Origin of the sequence: Parapedobacter sp. ISTM3, assembly GCF_016533505.1 — a bacterium.
Taxonomy (GTDB): Bacteria; Bacteroidota; Bacteroidia; order Sphingobacteriales; family Sphingobacteriaceae; genus Parapedobacter; species Parapedobacter luteus.
This window is the reverse complement of sequence record NZ_JAENGN010000008.1, coordinates 1-21,366: the sequence shown is the minus strand read 5'-3', so window position 1 is coordinate 21,366 and position 21,366 is coordinate 1. Positions and strand designations below refer to the sequence as shown.

Sequence of the window (21,366 nt, the reverse complement as noted above, 5' to 3'; positions counted from 1 at the left end):
AACTGTACAAGAAAGATGAATATCATCGCCACGTATGTCAATTATTATCATGTTTGCCATCGTAAGCTTTGGCTATTTGCTAATGGCATCCGTATGGAGCACACATCGGATGTGGTAGCCGAGGGCAAGCTGATCGGTGATACCAGCTATCCCGAACGGGCCGAACGATACACGGAAATCGAGGTTGACGGCGTAAAGATAGACTTCTACGATGCCCGCAATAGGGTGGTGCATGAGGTGAAGAAATCAGACAGTGTGGAAAATGCGCATATCGCGCAGGTGAAATACTATTTATATAAGTTGCGGCAGCATGGTGTGGATGGGGCTACGGGCATCGTTGAGTACCCCAAACTGCGGCAGAGAGAATTGGTAGAGCTGAGAGAAGAAGATGTGGAAGCTATCAAAGATTGGGAAACTGATATTTCAGGCATCATATACGGGGATATTTGTCCGCCCGTTATCCATTCCAAGATATGTCGCCGCTGCAGTTATTACGATTTTTGTTATGTAGATGAGGATACGTACTAAATACGCATGAAGAAAACCTACTACCTCTTCAATCCTGGCCGCATGAGCCGCAAGGACAACACCTTGAAATTCACACCGGTGGATGAACAAGGTAGGGAAGGGGCGCCCAAGTATATTCCCGTTGAGGGTGTTTCGGACTTGTTTTGTTTCGGCAGCCTCGATGCCAACAGTGCTTTGTATAACTTTTTGGGAAAGGCAGGGATTGCTGTCCACTTTTTCGATTATTATGAGCATTACACCGGCTCGTTTACGCCCAAAGAATACCTCTTAGCTGGCAAGATGCAGATTGAGCAGACGAAGCAGCATATTGATAAACGAAAGCGACTGGTGCTGGCGCGGAAATTTGTTTCCGGAGCAGCGTTTAACATGACGAAGAACCTGCGTTATTATATCAACAGGGATAAAGACCTGACGGCTGCCCTGGCTTCCATTGAACAATATGCCATGTTGGTTGATGGAGCTACAGCCGTGGATGAACTCATGGGCATAGAAGGTAATGTCAGACAGGCATATTATGATGCTTTTGATGGCATTATCGGCGCGGACTTCACTATGGGTAATCGTAGCAAGCGTCCCCCGCAGAACGAAATCAATGCGTTGATCTCTTTTGGCAATATGATGTGCTACACACTGTGCTTAAGCCAGCTATACCATACACAACTCAATCCGACAATTAGTTTCCTACACGAACCCGGTTATAGGCGCTACTCCTTGGCGCTGGATTTAGCCGAGATATTCAAACCCGTACTGGTTGACCGGCTAATATTCCGCGTATTGAATAAAAAGGAAATCCAAGCGAAAGATTTTGATCATCGACTTAACGGTTGCTTATTGAAAGATGCAGGGCGGAAGACATTTGTAAAGATATGGGAAGAACGCATAAACGAAACTTTTAAACATCCGGTACTAAAGAGGCATGTGAGCTATAAGCATTTGGTTAAACTGGAGTGCTATAAGTTGAGCAAGCATATTCTGGGGATGGAAGAATATAAACCTTTTAAGGCACGTTGGTAATGTATGTGATTTTGGTATATGACGTAGGCGAGAAACGTGTAGGAAAAATGCTGAAATTGTGCAGGCGTTACCTGCACTGGATACAAAACTCGGTATTCGAGGGTGAAATCACACCTGTGAAACTAAGGGAATTGCTTGCTTCGGCTAAGAAAATCATGGATATGGAATGTGATAGCATCATTGTATTCAAAAGTCGGGAAGAAAAGTGGTTGGATAAAGAAGTGGTGGGTAAAGAGCGAAATGAGCTGGGAAATTTTCTTTAACAAGTCGTCGATGAAGACGAAAGCAAAAGGTTCTTTGACATCTTGAGCCTTAGTTGGTGCAGAAATTGCTGTGTAGATTGCCGTGAGCAAGGTTGTCGATGCTCTGGGATTTTCTGGTTATTAGGGGTCGACTACTATTTATGTCAATTCTATTGATGTAAATTTCATTATTCGACCCTAAATCGACATATTTGTGCGCCGTTTATTACGGCCTTTAATCGCACCATACAGGAATTGAAATCGTCGTAGGTCAGACAGTCCGGTATCGGTTAGTGAACCTTTAATCGCACCATACAGGAATTGAAATTCGTGTTCCGACGAGCGGCCGCGTCCCAAGCCTCGACCTTTAATCGCACCATACAGGAATTGAAATGTAATAGTCTTTAGTCATCGACATCATTTAACCGGCCTTTAATCGCACCATACAGGAATTGAAATATGATGAAGCTCGATTCCGTCATTCCTATGAATTTTCCTTTAATCGCACCATACAGGAATTGAAATTAGTTTGATAGCGGCATGTTGTTGCTCGCATAGTGCCTTTAATCGCACCATACAGGAATTGAAATTTGTTTGGATCAGTTGACGACTTTAACGCAAAAGTTCCTTTAATCGCACCATACAGGAATTGAAATTGGCCGGAAGAACTTGAAAATCGCGTAAACAAATTACCTTTAATCGCACCATACAGGAATTGAAATTTGATTACACTACAAAGATACAAACTATTTTTAATTCCTTTAATCGCACCATACAGGAATTGAAATCAGGAACGCACTTCGCAATACGGTTGGACTTGTGGTCCTTTAATCGCACCATACAGGAATTGAAATACGGAAGAAGCTACTACGGGCGCGGTTACGTGCAGACCTTTAATCGCACCATACAGGAATTGAAATGCCTCAATTGCTTATCCAGTATCTTCGCCTGGTTCCTTTAATCGCACCATACAGGAATTGAAATTATCCTTATGAATCACCGTGAAGCGCTGGAGATTGTCCTTTAATCGCACCATACAGGAATTGAAATCAAAGATCGGGTAGACACCCCGGACGGGCCTAGGACCTTTAATCGCACCATACAGGAATTGAAATGAAGTACGTGCTTTTGAACAAGACAGGGACAACGTTCCTTTAATCGCACCATACAGGAATTGAAATTACATACAAGGGCATACGTTCTGAATTGGAAAGGACCTTTAATCGCACCATACAGGAATTGAAATACGGTGGTTCACCTCCACGTCGCTGATGGTACGGAACCTTTAATCGCACCATACAGGAATTGAAATCGTACTCTTAGCGAAATACCGCTCACCTTTGTACAACCTTTAATCGCACCATACAGGAATTGAAATTGAGTTGCCTCGGAACGAAGTCTGAGCCAGTATATCCCTTTAATCGCACCATACAGGAATTGAAATTTGAGAAAGGAGACGCACAATGACAGACCTATTCGGCCTTTAATCGCACCATACAGGAATTGAAATCGGTAGTCTTGCGTGTTGGCCCCATGCAGCACGAGCCTTTAATCGCACCATACAGGAATTGAAATTGAATTGGAACTCCCGGGAAGTGGTAACCCAAAACTCCTTTAATCGCACCATACAGGAATTGAAATACACAACGGAGGACGACCCGTGCAAGCCTACGGGCGCCTTTAATCGCACCATACAGGAATTGAAATCTTTTTCGAGTACTTCAATGAAGACTTCGAAGGGCCCTTTAATCGCACCATACAGGAATTGAAATAAGGATGCAAGGCAGGTAGATGTGAAGCGTAACGAGCCTTTAATCGCACCATACAGGAATTGAAATCAAGGTGAGCCGGGAGAACAAGGGCCGAAGGGAGATCCTTTAATCGCACCATACAGGAATTGAAATAACAGAAACATCTCGCAAACCATAAAACGCCCTTAACCTTTAATCGCACCATACAGGAATTGAAATAACACTACTCAACCCCGGCAGGCACATTCAACCCACCTTTAATCGCACCATACAGGAATTGAAATTTTCATTATGTTTGCAACATGACTACTGTAGAAGTCCTTTAATCGCACCATACAGGAATTGAAATTTCAGAAATAGTCTTTGAATAAGCACCTTTCACCATGCCTTTAATCGCACCATACAGGAATTGAAATATTCCAGCAGTACGTAATGCCCCACGAATGCCCGGCCTTTAATCGCACCATACAGGAATTGAAATTCCGATGCACGGCTTTTTTTGTGTGGTATGGAGCACCTTTAATCGCACCATACAGGAATTGAAATGCACCACATAGACATTAACAGGACGGTAGCGGGGCGCCTTTAATCGCACCATACAGGAATTGAAATATGCTTCATAATTATTCCTGTCTCCGTTCAACACGTCCTTTAATCGCACCATACAGGAATTGAAATATCAGACTGCGGGGCCTCGTCGATCAATAACTCAACCTTTAATCGCACCATACAGGAATTGAAATGCTGGAGGATGCAAGAGCTAAGGCCGAACAAATGGACCTTTAATCGCACCATACAGGAATTGAAATACACCACGGAGGACGATCCGTGTAAACCCGATGGCCCTTTAATCGCACCATACAGGAATTGAAATGTGGTTGAAGATTCCGTTCCCGCCACTCCGCTAAGACCTTTAATCGCACCATACAGGAATTGAAATATCGGATGAAGACTTTTTATGGACTGACGGTGCCGTCCTTTAATCGCACCATACAGGAATTGAAATACAATTCTTGCTGATAGGCTTGTATCTTCCGTCTTCCTTTAATCGCACCATACAGGAATTGAAATAAATCTACAAGACGGGAAGTTACGTGTTGATGATCCTTTAATCGCACCATACAGGAATTGAAATCGGTGTTGGCGTTGTGCGCCCTGATGGCTGACATCAACCTTTAATCGCACCATACAGGAATTGAAATAGCGCGTACACCATTTAGCGGACGTGTAAAACCGCCTTTAATCGCACCATACAGGAATTGAAATATTGAAAATCAAGGCATTACAAAGGCGGTGCCGGACCCTTTAATCGCACCATACAGGAATTGAAATATGATCCCTACAGGGGTATGGTTATCCCGCGCGATCCTTTAATCGCACCATACAGGAATTGAAATAATTTACATAACCCGTTTTACCCGCCAAATCCCGCCTTTAATCGCACCATACAGGAATTGAAATCCTGTTTTGCATCGTCACTCAATTCATTGAATGAAACCTTTAATCGCACCATACAGGAATTGAAATGATAGTTAACCTGAACAGTCGGCCCGATCGGATCGGCCTTTAATCGCACCATACAGGAATTGAAATAATAAATGGTTATTGGCTCAACATGCCGTTCCGACTCCTTTAATCGCACCATACAGGAATTGAAATCAAGTAAAACTGCCTTTTTTCAAAAATCAACTCTTCCTTTAATCGCACCATACAGGAATTGAAATTGCTGGCCGTGCCTGTGTCCGTTTACGGGTGCGGGCCCTTTAATCGCACCATACAGGAATTGAAATATATACTTTTTTGCCGCTGTCCACTGCCTGTTTAATCCTTTAATCGCACCATACAGGAATTGAAATCCGAAACAGTGAATTGCCCAACGCTGGCAATAGCCCCTTTAATCGCACCATACAGGAATTGAAATAGGAACGGGATCGATACCCGTTGTAGGTGCGAACTAACCTTTAATCGCACCATACAGGAATTGAAATTTCTATGTCAAGGCCGTTCCATTCGGACGTGTCGTCCTTTAATCGCACCATACAGGAATTGAAATTGAAATCACGTAACATTATAGCCTTCGTTGAAAGTCCCTTTAATCGCACCATACAGGAATTGAAATCAAACGAAAGTATGCAAATAGGCCGATTAGGCCGCTGCCTTTAATCGCACCATACAGGAATTGAAATATAATAGCCAAACATAAGGTTAAGCAAACAGGAATACCTTTAATCGCACCATACAGGAATTGAAATTACGCAAGGGCAGCAAGACAACCTATGCCAAGTGGTGCCTTTAATCGCACCATACAGGAATTGAAATTTACAATACCTCAATTAAAAGTTTCAAATGTTCTCCTTTAATCGCACCATACAGGAATTGAAATACGGTTACGGGATTACGACGGCAATCATGCTTATTTCCTTTAATCGCACCATACAGGAATTGAAATCGATGGACCTGGATGTGCTTACCACACCGGGCCAGCCCTTTAATCGCACCATACAGGAATTGAAATATGCTTGTCGGTGAAGGAGAAGCGCTGGCCTACTTCCTTTAATCGCACCATACAGGAATTGAAATAACGTAGGGGATGTTTTGCAGGTCGGGATACGAACCTTTAATCGCACCATACAGGAATTGAAATCTTTTTGGACGAAAAATATTCCGGGTGCACTTTTGCCTTTAATCGCACCATACAGGAATTGAAATCTCGATCCCTTTCTTACCTCCGATTTTCGGTGTGGACCTTTAATCGCACCATACAGGAATTGAAATTATAAATTAGCGTTAATAAAGTCGATAGTCACACAGCCTTTAATCGCACCATACAGGAATTGAAATCTCAACGCGATATAATGCACTTAAAGCCTAAGCCCACCTTTAATCGCACCATACAGGAATTGAAATATTATACATTCACGTCGGGGGACGTATTCAGCAATTCCTTTAATCGCACCATACAGGAATTGAAATTTTCGTGACAATTAGAAAGCCCTGACGAGGATCGGACCTTTAATCGCACCATACAGGAATTGAAATAAAACACCTATTGCAAGGATGCCAAGGAACGGGATCCCTTTAATCGCACCATACAGGAATTGAAATTGTACACCCGGTGACTAATCGGCGCTTCTCGGTGATTCCTTTAATCGCACCATACAGGAATTGAAATATATGACACGGACTGGTGTGATTATATTGAAAATGTACCTTTAATCGCACCATACAGGAATTGAAATAAGCATTGGCTAACCAAAAGCCAATTCCGTTTTAGCCTTTAATCGCACCATACAGGAATTGAAATTTTAAATTTTAGTTGGCCCCAATAGATATTTTAAGCCCTTTAATCGCACCATACAGGAATTGAAATAAAGCAAACCGCGTTCATCGCGGATGCCACCTACTACCTTTAATCGCACCATACAGGAATTGAAATCGTATTTGAGGTGGAGAGGGACGACCTGTTGTGTCCTTTAATCGCACCATACAGGAATTGAAATAGTGTTATAAGTTTTTTCATACCCTAACAGTTTTAGCCTTTAATCGCACCATACAGGAATTGAAATCAAAGATGCAAGCATACGCATATGCGTTGTACTTGCCCTTTAATCGCACCATACAGGAATTGAAATTTAAGAAGCGGCTGGACGACGAATCTAACCATGCTTCCTTTAATCGCACCATACAGGAATTGAAATTTTAGCGGACGTGTAAAACCGGCATCTTTTCCGTCCATGCCTTTAATCGCACCATACAGGAATTGAAATTTTTCGCGAATTATCTCATTGACCAAATCTTCGTAACCCTTTAATCGCACCATACAGGAATTGAAATATGATCCATACAGGGGACTGATCATCCCGCGCGATGCCTTTAATCGCACCATACAGGAATTGAAATCCCCTTTTTGTCCCGTCCCCTATTCCCGCCACCTACCCTTTAATCGCACCATACAGGAATTGAAATTGTTGTTGAGACGAGTTTTCAGCGGCTGCTTTAATCCTTTAATCGCACCATACAGGAATTGAAATCCGGATAAATTAGCCATCAGTTGCTGTTCCTGGCGACCTTTAATCGCACCATACAGGAATTGAAATACGGGCATAGCTACTACGGGCGGGGTTACGTGCAAATCCTTTAATCGCACCATACAGGAATTGAAATCTATATCGTACACCGGATTGAAGTACTTGATATGCCTTTAATCGCACCATACAGGAATTGAAATTGAAACGGCCTGCAAATTGGCCGAAAGCGTTGATTCCTTTAATCGCACCATACAGGAATTGAAATTGCGTATTTATGGAGTTCTAAACCACGCGGGTAAGCCCTTTAATCGCACCATACAGGAATTGAAATAGGGTTACAACCCTTAGCAGCACTGGCGACAATGTTCCTTTAATCGCACCATACAGGAATTGAAATCAAACTACTGGTAACAACGGGGGCGTGCACGGTGCCCCTTTAATCGCACCATACAGGAATTGAAATCGGAACCAAATGACCAAACACAGCCGGGGGTGAACCCCTTTAATCGCACCATACAGGAATTGAAATCAATGCTGGACACGTCACGTATTTAGGTGAAAAAACCTTTAATCGCACCATACAGGAATTGAAATCTCCTATCCCTAAGACAGTCGCGGCCTGAATAAATCCCTTTAATCGCACCATACAGGAATTGAAATTTTGTGCGAATATCCGCGCGGCCTCGACTGTGTCGAACCTTTAATCGCACCATACAGGAATTGAAATTTGCCTAATAAATGCGGATATCTTAACCGCTGAATACCTTTAATCGCACCATACAGGAATTGAAATCTTAATGCTTGGGCTGAACCCCTTGTGGGCAATGCCTTTAATCGCACCATACAGGAATTGAAATATCACAAAAGATATGCTGCCGCCACCAATACACCCACCTTTAATCGCACCATACAGGAATTGAAATATGCCCGTAACCCGTTTGTCGGATTGTCAGATTGCGCCTTTAATCGCACCATACAGGAATTGAAATCTATTTCAACCTGCCCATCCAGCCTTTCGAGCACGTCCCTTTAATCGCACCATACAGGAATTGAAATCATGCTGGATGTGATGCGGAAAGGAGGCCGGAGATGCCTTTAATCGCACCATACAGGAATTGAAATAATTATAAAGTTGCGAAGCGCCAATTGTGCGACGCGCCTTTAATCGCACCATACAGGAATTGAAATATTCGTAGGTGGCGTGAAAAATTTCCGGTTTACAACCTTTAATCGCACCATACAGGAATTGAAATGTCGTAGTCCTGGAATATCGTGGTTAGACTGTTCTTCCTTTAATCGCACCATACAGGAATTGAAATTCCCGAAAGGAAAAGGGATGTGCCGGGGCCGCCTGAGCCTTTAATCGCACCATACAGGAATTGAAATCCTTACTGTGCATCTGTGCATCTGTGCAGGTGCCCCCCTTTAATCGCACCATACAGGAATTGAAATAAATAATTTACCTGCTCTATAACTATCATTTTCATCCTTTAATCGCACCATACAGGAATTGAAATCGCTTAATGACACAACAGCATCTTTCGGAGCCTTGCCTTTAATCGCACCATACAGGAATTGAAATTCATGGTGGTCACGCTGGTGCGCTTCCCGTTTATCCTTTAATCGCACCATACAGGAATTGAAATGTCATACAGCTGCTGGCTGATGCTGTTGTATATCCCTTTAATCGCACCATACAGGAATTGAAATGAATATCGCCGCTGTTGTATCGGGCGGGTACACCTCCTTTAATCGCACCATACAGGAATTGAAATTAGTATAATTTGTGTGCTTTATAAACCATGCCGGCCTTTAATCGCACCATACAGGAATTGAAATCTATTGCCCCTGATCGCAACCGCAACGCAGCACACACCCTTTAATCGCACCATACAGGAATTGAAATTAGCCATGCCCACCGCTATACGCGTCAACGTGCGTTCCCTTTAATCGCACCATACAGGAATTGAAATTTCCGTTATCCCGATACACCAGCCCAATACCTGCCACCTTTAATCGCACCATACAGGAATTGAAATTTTACAGAACGTGATTTTTAAAAACCCCGCATTTTGCCTTTAATCGCACCATACAGGAATTGAAATTAGTACTCAATGCATAGCCGTGTAGGAGACATAGAGCCTTTAATCGCACCATACAGGAATTGAAATATCCTGTGCTAAGTTATCCGCACACCGATCTAATCCCTTTAATCGCACCATACAGGAATTGAAATCGTAAACGGACACAGACGGTCAATGCATAGCGATATGCCTTTAATCGCACCATACAGGAATTGAAATTGTAGTGGGATGCTTTAGAATGCTTTCGGCGTCTTACCTTTAATCGCACCATACAGGAATTGAAATTAATGTACGAGAACGAGGAGGCTCACTGCTATCTACCCTTTAATCGCACCATACAGGAATTGAAATCCTTACCGCCTGCACGCAGCTGGACGCACATAGGGCCTTTAATCGCACCATACAGGAATTGAAATCGGCATTTTCTCCGCCCGCCCGGAACGGTAATACGCCTTTAATCGCACCATACAGGAATTGAAATCAAAAACAAAATAAAATTCGTGCCAACCCGCCCGAACCTTTAATCGCACCATACAGGAATTGAAATTTTTTTTGTTGTGGTGTCGGGCGTTGTCTCCACCCCCCTTTAATCGCACCATACAGGAATTGAAATGATATTCATCGACGAGAACCCGCCGTCATCCAAGCCCTTTAATCGCACCATACAGGAATTGAAATTTTTTTGTTGTGGTGTTGGGCGTTGTCTCCACCCCCCCTTTAATCGCACCATACAGGAATTGAAATATCGTAAGGAAATGTCTTTCGAGGATGCCCAGGTACCTTTAATCGCACCATACAGGAATTGAAATATTGAACAATACAAGGAAAACGCGAGACGAAGCAAGCCTTTAATCGCACCATACAGGAATTGAAATAATGGAGACTCATACTTCACATGATCAGCCGGAGACACCTTTAATCGCACCATACAGGAATTGAAATATATTACTACTTGGAGGGATATAAAGATACTATTACCCGTTAATCGCACCATACAGGAATTGAAATCATGAGCGTAGAGACTTGCATCCAGACGCTTCTGCCTTTAATCGCACCATACAGGAATTGAAATCTCCAACCGGCGAAACAGCAAGCATGCAATCCCCCCTTTAATCGCACCATACAGGAATTGAAATATTCAAAAGCCGCGAGCTAATAGGCTGGTTAGAAGCCTTTAATCGCACCATACAGGAATTGAAATTGCAAGGTTTGGAACCTAAATTCAAAAGTCAGATGACCTTTAATCGCACCATACAGGAATTGAAATGGAAATATGCCGTAGTCATTGGACAAAAACAAAGCACCTTTAATCGAACCATACAGGAATTGAAATCGCCGTACCGGTACCGTGAGCACTGTTGCCAGTGACGCCTTTAATCGAACCATACAGGAATTGAAATTCTGTGCAGCCTTCCGGCGCCCTCTTTGTAACTACCTTTAATCGAACCATACAAGAATTGAAATTGTACAACATCCGGGTTCAACATCTCCGGATCGTAGCCTTTAATCGAACCATACAGGAATTGAAATCGGGCAATAGCAAGATTGGCGACTGGTCAATATCCGCCTTTAATCGAACCATACAGGAATTGAAATTACATAGATGCGGTGGCCGCACAGTGGATCTGGTCACCTTAATCGCGCCATGCCGGAATTGGAATCACGAAAATCGAAAGGTAGATATTGCGGAGCAAGCTGACCTCCTGCGAAGGGCTTTAAATCGGAGGCATCAACTGCTCATGGGCGTTGTATAAGCATGTTATAACGGCGGATGCTGCCCCCTAAGATTTTCAACGGATTGTGTTGCGGAGCATGTTGGCCCCCGGTGGGCGTTCGTAACGGAGCAACTGATCCCTGGGGCTTAGGAAAATCCGGTAGGTTTAGGTTGATTTGTTGGTATGTTTTACCATCAACCATTGAAACCCCTGGCTGAAACCCCTGGCAGGGGAAACCAAGACACACGAGTCAGACTAAACAATCATTACGGCTGCACCGCATCGCCCGTACGCTCAAGATCAGCAAGAACATCGTAAAAAGGCTATCTACGCAAGTTAGCCGAGGGGAAGGAAAGCCACACAGTGTGCAAAATTCAATCTTCGTCTAAATCCTCCTTATATAATATCCATTTTTCATCGGTTTTCGGCGCTTTGCGCATAGGGAGTAGTTTTGGCCGCTTGCGACGACCGGAGAGAACGGCCAACCCCTCGATTAGCAATTTAGGCCGGAAACTTCCTGCCCACAAAGTGCCAACGTGCATATACAAATCATATCCGGTCACTCCATCTCGGAAATAGCCTTCAAGTAGCAGTTCATCCAGCAATGCTACCATCCGTTGCCTATCGCTTGAGTCTACGGTGATTTCCGCAATTGGGATGCTATAAGGCTCCAGTTTAACCCACTGTGGTTTTCCGCCAACCATTATTTGCCGTTCGCCCCGATACATTGTTTTTGTCTTGTATGTGGTTTTCCGCGCTTCAATCTTGATGTCGTTCTCAGGCAGCGACTCTTTGAATACAAAATCCTTCGGCACACGATGGAGCACCCTTGCGTAGCGGTTGATGTGGTTGAAATCGTAGGCATCTGTGGTGGTAAGGTCTTCGTACTTCACTACATCTGCTACATCTCGTCCTATCAAAAATGCAAATTCCTCTTGCGCATAGCCATTGGCCTCCCGGTGCTTGCGTACTTGGGTGTTCAATTCATAATCAAGGGAAGGGTATACGAGCATAATCAACAACCTATAAATCTAGTGTTCTGATGATTTTACAACATCTTCCTTCTTAATAGATGCTTCCTCAGATTTATCGAAGATGGTGATTAAATAAATGTCGGTACCCTCTTCCGATTCCCTCACCAAATAGGTGATTACCCTAAACCCGCCACTTTTTCCAGTGCCTTTCCAAGCATCGGCTACTCGTACCTTATAGATGTTAGCGCCATAGCTGTTTCCCATTTGTGGGTTTTCGAGCAAATCACCTTCCAAGGTAGCGAGGCTTTGACCAAGCGTCTTATATTTTTCCAGAAGCCGTTTTGCTTTTTTGTAGAAATAGGGTTCAGGATTGTTTATGAACACATGGTTATTTGCGCAACATTCACTGACGGCTTTCAATGCAGCATCAAAAGAAGTTTAAACTTGCGGGTGAGCGTGTTGGTCAGTTCGGTTAATACCTGCGTGCTGACATAAGAATCGGTTTCCGCGATAATCTTACGGGCGGTAAGCTGTTTGTCCTTATCTGATACCGAATAGGAATAGACCAAAATATTGGTATCCAAAAAAACCTTATCGCTCATTCGCTTCGTCTCAGTCAAACTTGAAGCCAGTTGTGTCAATAGCAACGGCGTCAAAAGTCACCTTCTTTTTTGCTTGTTTGGTAGCTTGTTGAGAATCTTTACGAAAACGCAACAGCTTCAATTGCTCCAAATCACGAAGGAGGCTCATCGCTTTGTCATTCAATATTTCCAATGTTACTGTTCTCATATCAGCAAATTTACGAAAGATGACTTGTTAATCAAAATATGTTCGTTATCATGCATTCGGATCATACGTTGGATTCCGTTGGAAACGGATGAGCTTTTCATCTTTGGATTTATCCGGATCGAGCTTGGTGAGTTTGCCCTCGTTGTAGAGGTCTTCCAATTGGGCTGAAAAGTAGTTGTCGTTCTTATATTCTTCAGGTTTGAAAAACGAATTGTAGTACTCCGTGATTTCGCGGCGCAAACGGGGCTCGTCAAAATAACCTTCTTCCAGTAATGAGTTTAAAGCGGCCCTAACGCTCATGCCTTTTAAGATCGGGATTTTTGTTTTGTCTTGAAGGGTGTCGTCGGAGAGAAGCTCGTCAGGTAGTACGTCATGTAGAGTCCAATCTAGTTCTGCGACAACCTTTTTCAGTATCGAAGAAGTATACTTATTATTCTTTAACGGGCTCTCAATCCCGCCAATTCTAGTAGGGTTTTCACTAAGAGTAACTCTGCGCGATAATTCCCGTCCGGATAGGTTTTTTTCTAAGCGACGAATTCTGATTTTGTCAATTATATGCTGATCTAGAGGGGTAACCTTGCTCGGCTTTTTCATCAAGCGCTAATTGAGCCATAATTCAAATACTTATATGTTTCCTTAAATTTGCATTTTAAATAAATATTTAATATATTTGCGTCATTACCAAATTATTGAAAAGGATATAGAGATATGAAAGTGAAACGTTTTTGAAGCTATTAGTAGTTTTGGCTTGATAAGATTAAATTAAGAATTAGCATTAACAAAAGAGTCTCGTTCACAAACTCTAACAATTAATCACAGACGAGACGGTAGGTAGTTAATGCCCATGGTGATATTTTGCGTACTTTTGGTGCGTTAAGGTAGCGCTGTGGGCTCTACTGAATCCGTTCTGTGAGGGGTTAGAGCCTTGTGAAGCGGTAGTAGGTAGGGTTCACAGCGCTATTCGTGTTTACGACCCCACTAGATTACCGGAGACTCGTTTTCAAATCTAACCATGAAAACGAGTTTTTTATTTTTACAACCTGCCAGTTTTCCATCTCGAATAGGAGAGGGGAGAGCTATTTTATCTAAGGCGTGGGAGATTTCCACGGTTAATCTTCACAAAAACATCATTGGTAGGCCAGTTTGATTGGAGTGAAAACCCGGAGTTAGTTACTCAATTTTTCACTTTAGTCAAACATCAAATGAAGCAAAAATTACGCTTAGGGGATAACTATGCCCTGTTGGCAACCAACGATACAAAACATAAACGAAAACGAGCAGTCCATGCTCCGCTTGACATTCGCTCATCCTCCGTTCGTTTTTCGCTGCTCCTTCGGTGCTTCTCTGCTGCTCTTCTGCTTGAGAAGTGGAGAAGGAATGGAAAACAAACGGACAATAAGGGGAAAACCGGAAGTACAGATAACCCGCAGGTGTACAGCAGGTGTTGCGCAAGTAATGGTCTCCAGCGGAAGATAAGCGGAGCGGAAGCGGACAATCTCGACGGACAATCCCTATGGGGTAAGCAGCGGTTACCCTTATCCCAAATCCCACCTTCCCTTATCCCTCATCCGTGCCCTATCCCAGTCATATCCGTGTATCCTTCGGTAAAAGTACCCAAAATCGGCATTTTAACGAAGGTTTGGCGGCTTTATGGCGGGATAAAGGCGTATACGGAGGGGTATGGAAGATGTATTGGAAGCTGTATCAAGAAAAGTTTACTATGTGTGCAGACCCATGCGCAGGCCCCCGCCCACCCCGGGCGGGGCCGCGCAAATGGGGTACTGGCACTGCTCCTGCTGGCGGTAAGCATTGGTCTACAAGCCAGTCCGCTTGCCCGCCAATCGGTCCCCGGCGACAGCCTGCCTGGCCGGCAGGCAGGCATCAAGCCCCTGCAAATAGGCGATACCATCCCCGATTTGCCTGTAACGCTATTTAGTTCGCCGGATGCGGAGCGGGAAACAACCATTAGCCGTCTTGCAAACGGTAAATGGATAATACTTGAGTTTTGGAACACATTCTGCGGTCCATGCATCGCATCGCTGCCCCATCTTTTTGACCTGCAGGCCAAGTTCAATGACAGCCTCACCGTGATTCCGGTAACTCATGAGTCCGGGGATCATATCAGGCAATTCCTCAGCAAAACAAGATCGCCTCATATCGATAAGATAAGAGACAAGTTTATATCGGCTGTAGATGATAAAACCCTCGCTGGTCTATTTCCAACACAATCGTTGCCCCATACCGTCATCGTAGATGACCGCGGAATCGTGCAAGTGATTACAAGGCCACAGGCATTGGATGAAAAGAGAGTTTCGACCCTTTTGACAGCTGGCGTGGAGGAAGCGGGCATAAACACGATAGCGGACGCTACAGACCTGTCGGTACTTGATATAAATGACAATAGGCACGCGGGCCTGCAATTATACAGTGCACTTTCCGGCCATCATGTCGGAGCGGTTCACCAGATTATCTGGGAAACCGATTCAACGAATCATAGAAGCCGGCTCATTGTAAGTAACGCTGTTATCCCCAAATTGTACACCATAGCCCTCAACTCGCCGCTGCCAATCAATAAAAATAGAATTATCCTGGAAATATCCCATGCCCGTATCCGCAACCTGCTCATGCCGTCGGCAAACACAATGAGCACCGATCGTCCAGATCTTTTCTGCTATGAAATATTTTTCCCCAGTGTGCTCGGACGGCGTCAGGTATTGGAAAAAATGAAAAGTGATCTCGACTTTTTCCTGCAATTACATGGGCGCATCGAATCACGCAGTATGCGCTGCCTTGCACTAAGGGCAATAGACAGTCCCCCAACGTATAAATCGGAGAGCGGCAGTCGGGTCAAAGTGGTAAATGGCCGCATAAACAGCCGATTCGTCGATCAAATAAAGGATGTAGGCGCGCTGCCAAATGGCGTGGATACCTATATCAGGCACGGCAAATTCGCAGATGTGATGATGATGATTGACGAAATCACAAACGAACCCTTGCCCTCGATTCTTAATGAGACCGGCTATGAGGGTAGGTTCGACCTCGATTTCCCATCGGCAAAATCAGCAACACTGGAAACCATCAACAGATCGCTGAATGCACAAGGGCTTGAACTAAGCTGGGTCGAACGTGAGATGGACATGTTTGTCCTTACCGAAAACGGATTTGACGGCGACTCCGGCAGGCTTCAACTTACTGATTTTGGCTATATTTTTTCATCAACCGCTAAACAATAATAAACCAAACCATGCACATTAAAACGCTTGGCGTGATGACAGCCATACTCTTGCACGCCGCAACACTATCTGCTCAATACCGCATCACAGGCACCATAATTGACCAATCAACGAACAGTCCATTACAAGGCACATCTGTAAAAGTGAATGGTAAGCATCCTGTTGCATATACAGATGCCAAAGGGCGCTTTATCCTCTTTGCCGATGATAGTGCAAATGTTTTGCTTAGCTTCCAGCACCTGGGATATATGTCCGTAGACACCATGCTGTCTAAACTGCCGCCATCAGCCCCGTTACTTATCGCTCTTGAGGCAAACACGAGCATTCTCGAAGAGGTAGAAGTATCTACCGGATATCAGACCTTGCCCAGAGAACGGCTTACAGGATCGTTCGGGCACGTAGACAACGAATTATTCCATAGGCAGATCGGCCCGGACGTCATCAGCCGATTGGACGGGCTGGTGCCGGGTATGTTATTTGATAAGCGGGGCGGCAACGAAACCTCCTTCAAAATACGGGGACTTAGCAGCATCACTCCCGCTGCGGCTCAGCCGTTGATAATCGTTGATGATTTTCCATATGAAGGAGATATCCAAAACATCAACCCAAACGACGTCGAGAATATTACATTCTTGAAGGATGCAGCGGCATCCTCCATCTGGGGAGCGCGTGCTGGCAACGGGGTAATGGTAATAACCACTAAAAAGGGAGCGCTAAACAAACCTGTTTCCATAACCGCAACGGCCAATGTATCTGTCCAGAATCAAACAGATCTGTATTACCGGCCTGAGATGACCCCTTCAGATTTTATCGATATTGAACGATTCCTTTTTGAGCAGGGAGCCTTTGACAATGCGCTATCCAACACCGTCACTTGGCCGGTAATCACTCCGGCTGTGGAAATTTTGCATCGGCAACGCCAAGGCCTTATTTCAACGGAAGAGGCAGATCGGTTACTTGATGCGCTGCGCTCACAGGACATTCGCAAAGACTTGGCTGAATATGTATACCAAAGACCGGTAGGCCAGCAGTATGCCCTCAACATGAGCGGCGGAAATGACCGGGCGGGTTACTTAATCTCCGGCGGGCTTGATAGGGCGGCTTCCCAACAGGTGGGCGATGGCTACCAGCGCATTACACTTCGTTCCCAAAACACCTATAAACCCATAAAGAACCTAACCGTGCAATCAAACATCATGTATGTGCACAGCCAGCGGGAAAACAACGGGTTGGGCGTGCTGGGCACCTCGAATGCATCCAGCTCAATATATCCTTACGCACAGCTGGTGGACGCCGAAGGTAAACCCGCAACGGTCGTCCAAAATTACCGCTTGGGTTTCGTAGATACGGCAGGCAATGGAAAACTGTTGGATTGGCATTACAGACCTCTGGAAGAGATCGGTTTGGCGGATAATACCTCACGCATAAACGATCTGTTGATCAACCTCTCGGCTACCTATCAGTTGCTGCCTGTGCTCAACATGGAGGTTAGGTATCAGTATCAAAATCAGCGCACCGGCGACAGGAATCATTACAGTGATCAAACGTTCTATACCCGTGACCAGATCAATAGGTTCACCCAAATCTCCGGCGACGATGTATATCGTCCACTCCCGCTGGGAGGTATTCTTCGGTCTCAGGAAGGCAATCGATATAGTCATAACCTACGTGGCCAACTGAACTTTTCATCCGCATGGAACTCCGGCCACGACTTAGCAGTACTGGTTGGAGGGGAGCTGAGACAGGTGGAAGACCTGCAAAACGCTTCCACTGCCTATGGTTATGATGACGAATTGATGCTTGCTCAACCTATTGACTTGGTAAATCGATATCCAATCTATGGAGGAATGGCATTCGACAGCCCGTTGGGAGAGCCGCAGTCGTTTGCCGGATTGATGAACCGCTTCGTGTCACTGTTCGCCAACGCGTCGTATCGCTTCCAGGCAAACCATACGTTGACAGCCAGTGCGCGCAGAGATGCATCCAATCTTTTCGGTGTAAATACCAATGACAAGTGGAAGCCATTATGGTCTTTAGGTTATAAGTGGAATATTTCCAACACGCCTTTTTACAGCTGGCAATGGCTACCCCAGCTTTCGATACGGGCTACCTATGGCCATAGCGGAAATGTTAACAATGCGACAGCGGCAGTAACGACGATCGATTACCGTGGGCTCACCCCATTGGGCAGAAATCTGCATGCTTTTATCATGAATCCGCCCAATGCGGATCTGCGGTGGGAAAACGTCGCCACGACCAATTTGGCGCTGGACTTCGGTCTTCTGAACAACAACGTGTCCGGTAGTGTGGAGTACTTTGTCAAGAATGCCAGCGATTTGATAGCATCTGTCCCTGCCGATATAACAACCGGCTTTACCAACCTCACAAGAAACGCTGCCGAAATCAGGACCAGCGGATGGGATGTGACACTTAACAGCCGTAATCTGCGGGGAAGGATAGGTTGGTCAACCGATTTTTTCCTTTCCGTCAACCAGACGAAGGTCACACGTTATCTGGTAGAGCGAAGCAGGCCGAGCGCTTATGTAGGCAACGGGGCCAGCCTGCATCCCATCGAGGGCTACGATGCGTATAATATCGTAAGCTACAGATGGGGCGGTCTTGATGCCCTTCAAGGAAACCCCCAGAGTTATGTAAACGGGGAGCTGACCTCAGACTATCTCCATATCATCAATAACACGACCATGGACGACTTGGTATTCCATGGCTCCGCAACTCCAAGGGCATTCGGTTCATTGCGTAACACGTGGTCATTTGGTGGGTTGAGCCTTTCCGCAAACGTCACATACCGTATGGGATACTTCTTCCGCAGACCTACAATAGAATATGCGCAGTTATTGAACAACGGCGTGACGGGCCATAGCGATTATTATTTGCGCTGGCAACAACCGGGGGACGAACGTACCACCACCGTGCCCTCAATGATATATCCTGCCAACAACAGGAGAGACGAAGTGTACCGGAACTCCGAAGCTACGGTTGAACGCGGTGATCATATCCGGTTGCAAGACGTCAATTTAACTTATCGGCTAAATAGTACTGCCCTTCGATCCCTTCCGGTCAAATCGGTATCAATGATGCTGTATGCACGCAATCTTCCGATACTATGGCGGGCAAACAACGCGGGGCTGGATCCTGACTTTCGCGGATATCCCGCCCCCTTTAGTCTTTCGATGGGTATGAACATAACATTTTAAACAATGAGAAAGAAAATAAATATACCAATGACCGTTTGCTTGGTTACAGGCATCCTCACCCTTGGCGCTTGCGCCGAATATCTGGATGTGAAGCCCATACGATCTTTGGCCATTCCCGGCACGTTGAGGGATCTCCAAGCTATTTTGGATAATGAGACACGCCGGAATACGCTGTATCCTTATGCCGGGGATGTTGCTGCCGACTATTATTATCTGGACGAGGCCGGCTTCAATCAACTGAATGACGCGTTTGATGCGCGGAATATCTATCTGTGGAAGTCAGATGCAGTGGCCGACCGGGATTGGAGCAATATGTATCTTAATATTTTTGACGTCAACGTAGTCTTGGAAGAGGTAGATGATGCGCAACTCGGTGGTTTAACCGAATTGGATAGAAGGCATATCAAAGGCGCAGCACTCTTCTTCAGGGGGCTGGCATTCTACCATTTAGCCCAGATTTTTGCACCGCCTTTTGACGAAGCGGGGGCCGAGAAGTTGTTAGGTGTGCCACTGCGGCTCTCACCAAACATCGAAACGCCTACCACACGTCCTTCCTTGGCAGAGACCTATAATCAAATACTCCATGATCTCACGGAGGCTGTAGCGCTGCTCCCTACCAGTACACCTGTACCCGTAAGGCCAAACAAAGCTGCGGCCCATGCTGCGCTGGCTAAGGCATACCTTATTATGGGAAATTATCAAAACAGCCTTGAGCATGCCAATGCCTGCTTAGACCTCTATAGCGAACTAATTGACTTCAATGATCTCGACCCCGCCGCTGCTAAGCCGGTACCCGCGCTTAATAAAGAGGTACTTTTACACCTACAGATGCCAAATGGAGGAGGCGGGTTCAATAACACAAGGGCAAAAGTAAGCCCAGCGCTTCACGCATTGTACACAGCGGATGACCTGCGAACGGAAATCTTTTATAAGGAGAACGCGGACGGGTCGTATCGGTTTACCGGAGACTACGGAACAAGCGCCACGGTCACTGCGCCGTTTTGCGGCTTAGCCACAAATGAGGTGTATCTTATCAAAGCGGAATGTCTGGCGAGATTGGGAGAGATAGGCTTGGCTCTCGAAACGCTTAACACGCTGCTGAAAAACCGTTGGAAAGCCGGCCTTTTCAACCCCTATGATACAGATGATGCCGAAGAAGCACTGAAAGTCATTATCACGGAAAGGGAGAAAGAGTTGGCGCTCCGGGGCGGGGTACGATGGAGTGACCTCAGACGGCTGAATAAAGACAGCCGTTTTAAAAGGACCGTCACAAGAGAAATGGGCGGGACAACCTATACGTTACAGCCAGAAGATAGTAGATATACGTTTTTAATACCGGCCAGTGTAGTACAGGAAACGGGTATACCGCAAAATGAACGATAACATCAAAAAAGGCGCCCATAACGATAGGCGCCTTTTTGATAATCGGCTTTGCATTTTACCTCAATTCAACAAAAACACATCCCCGTTTGCCGTATTCTCACTTTGTATACGATCTTCCAAATCGTCGTCAATGAACGGCACCGGGTTTGTTGGAGTTGAATTTTCCTCATCTAACGGCGCTAAAATCCCACAAATTTCCGACTCTCCCACACAATTAGAAATGTTCCCGGGCTGATAGCTTTCAGGATCAGTGGCGGGGCCAGAACCATCATGTATCCACGACATTTGTCGGAGATTTGCGAGACTCGCCTTGCTTTCCTTGTGTTTTGCAAAGGAAAAAACCGCGGTAGCCATCATCACTGCCACCATAAATAAACCAACTACTTTTTTAAAAACCATAGGCTTTAAAT

At 45.1% G+C, this 21,366-nt stretch carries 12 protein-coding genes and 1 CRISPR repeat array; of the genes, 6 read left to right on the top strand and 6 right to left on the bottom strand.

The window, feature by feature from the left end:
* Positions 1 to 15: 15 nt before the first annotated feature.
* The 3 genes from cas4 to cas2 are packed head-to-tail and all read left to right on the top strand — an operon-like array spanning position 16 to position 1,805.
* Entirely contained in the window at positions 16 to 528 is a 513-nt protein-coding gene (gene cas4, locus JHJ32_RS12195) for a CRISPR-associated protein Cas4 (RefSeq protein ID WP_200121144.1), read from the top strand.
* Positions 529 to 534: 6 nt separating this feature from the next.
* Entirely contained in the window at positions 535 to 1,542 is a 1,008-nt protein-coding gene (cas1b, locus tag JHJ32_RS12190; RefSeq protein ID WP_200121143.1) for a type I-B CRISPR-associated endonuclease Cas1b, read from the top strand.
* The gene (cas2, locus tag JHJ32_RS12185) at positions 1,542 to 1,805 is read left to right on the top strand and encodes a CRISPR-associated endonuclease Cas2 (RefSeq protein ID WP_200121142.1); all 264 of its coding nucleotides are present in this window, start codon (positions 1,542 to 1,544) and stop codon (positions 1,803 to 1,805) included. The genes cas1b and cas2 overlap by 1 nt, the downstream gene beginning before the upstream one ends.
* A gap of 211 nt (positions 1,806 to 2,016) precedes the next feature.
* Positions 2,017 to 11,308: a CRISPR direct-repeat array (repeat unit 30 nt; unit sequence CCTTTAATCGCACCATACAGGAATTGAAAT).
* Positions 11,309 to 11,736: 428 nt separating this feature from the next.
* On the opposite strand, the gene JHJ32_RS12180 is transcribed toward cas2, so the two are convergent.
* From JHJ32_RS12180 to JHJ32_RS12160, 5 genes are read right to left on the bottom strand one after another with little or no spacing between them, the layout of a single operon-like run.
* Complete coding sequence (locus JHJ32_RS12180) at positions 11,737 to 12,375, bottom strand: hypothetical protein (RefSeq protein WP_200121141.1); 639 nt, start codon at positions 12,373 to 12,375, stop codon at positions 11,737 to 11,739.
* A gap of 18 nt (positions 12,376 to 12,393) precedes the next feature.
* Entirely contained in the window at positions 12,394 to 12,720 is a 327-nt protein-coding gene (locus JHJ32_RS12175; protein ID WP_200121140.1) for a type II toxin-antitoxin system RelE/ParE family toxin, read from the bottom strand.
* A gap of 32 nt (positions 12,721 to 12,752) precedes the next feature.
* Positions 12,753 to 12,938, bottom strand: coding sequence for a PIN domain-containing protein (locus JHJ32_RS12170; RefSeq protein WP_079716501.1), 186 nt, complete (start codon positions 12,936 to 12,938; stop codon positions 12,753 to 12,755).
* 10 nt (positions 12,939 to 12,948) lie between these two features.
* A complete protein-coding gene (locus JHJ32_RS12165; protein ID WP_200121139.1) occupies positions 12,949 to 13,125 on the bottom strand; it encodes a hypothetical protein in 177 nt (58 codons plus the stop codon).
* 48 nt (positions 13,126 to 13,173) lie between these two features.
* Positions 13,174 to 13,425, bottom strand: a complete 252-nt coding sequence (locus JHJ32_RS12160) for a hypothetical protein (RefSeq protein WP_200121138.1) — start codon at positions 13,423 to 13,425, stop codon at positions 13,174 to 13,176.
* Positions 13,426 to 14,327: 902 nt separating this feature from the next.
* Here JHJ32_RS12160 and JHJ32_RS12155 point away from each other — a divergent pair.
* Genes JHJ32_RS12155 through JHJ32_RS12145 form a run of 3 tightly spaced genes read left to right on the top strand, consistent with a single transcriptional unit; the run spans position 14,328 to position 20,956 of the window.
* Complete coding sequence (locus JHJ32_RS12155) at positions 14,328 to 16,358, top strand: TlpA disulfide reductase family protein (RefSeq protein WP_200121137.1); 2,031 nt, start codon at positions 14,328 to 14,330, stop codon at positions 16,356 to 16,358.
* Positions 16,359 to 16,369: 11 nt separating this feature from the next.
* Entirely contained in the window at positions 16,370 to 19,573 is a 3,204-nt protein-coding gene (locus JHJ32_RS12150; RefSeq protein ID WP_200121136.1) for a SusC/RagA family TonB-linked outer membrane protein, read from the top strand.
* Between the two features lie 3 nt (positions 19,574 to 19,576).
* Positions 19,577 to 20,956, top strand: coding sequence for a RagB/SusD family nutrient uptake outer membrane protein (locus JHJ32_RS12145; RefSeq protein ID WP_200121135.1), 1,380 nt, complete (start codon positions 19,577 to 19,579; stop codon positions 20,954 to 20,956).
* A gap of 60 nt (positions 20,957 to 21,016) precedes the next feature.
* Here the strand turns inward: JHJ32_RS12145 and JHJ32_RS12140 are convergent.
* Positions 21,017 to 21,366, bottom strand: a 350-nt coding sequence (locus tag JHJ32_RS12140) for a hypothetical protein (RefSeq protein ID WP_233632629.1), incomplete at its 5' end; no start/stop codon positions are given.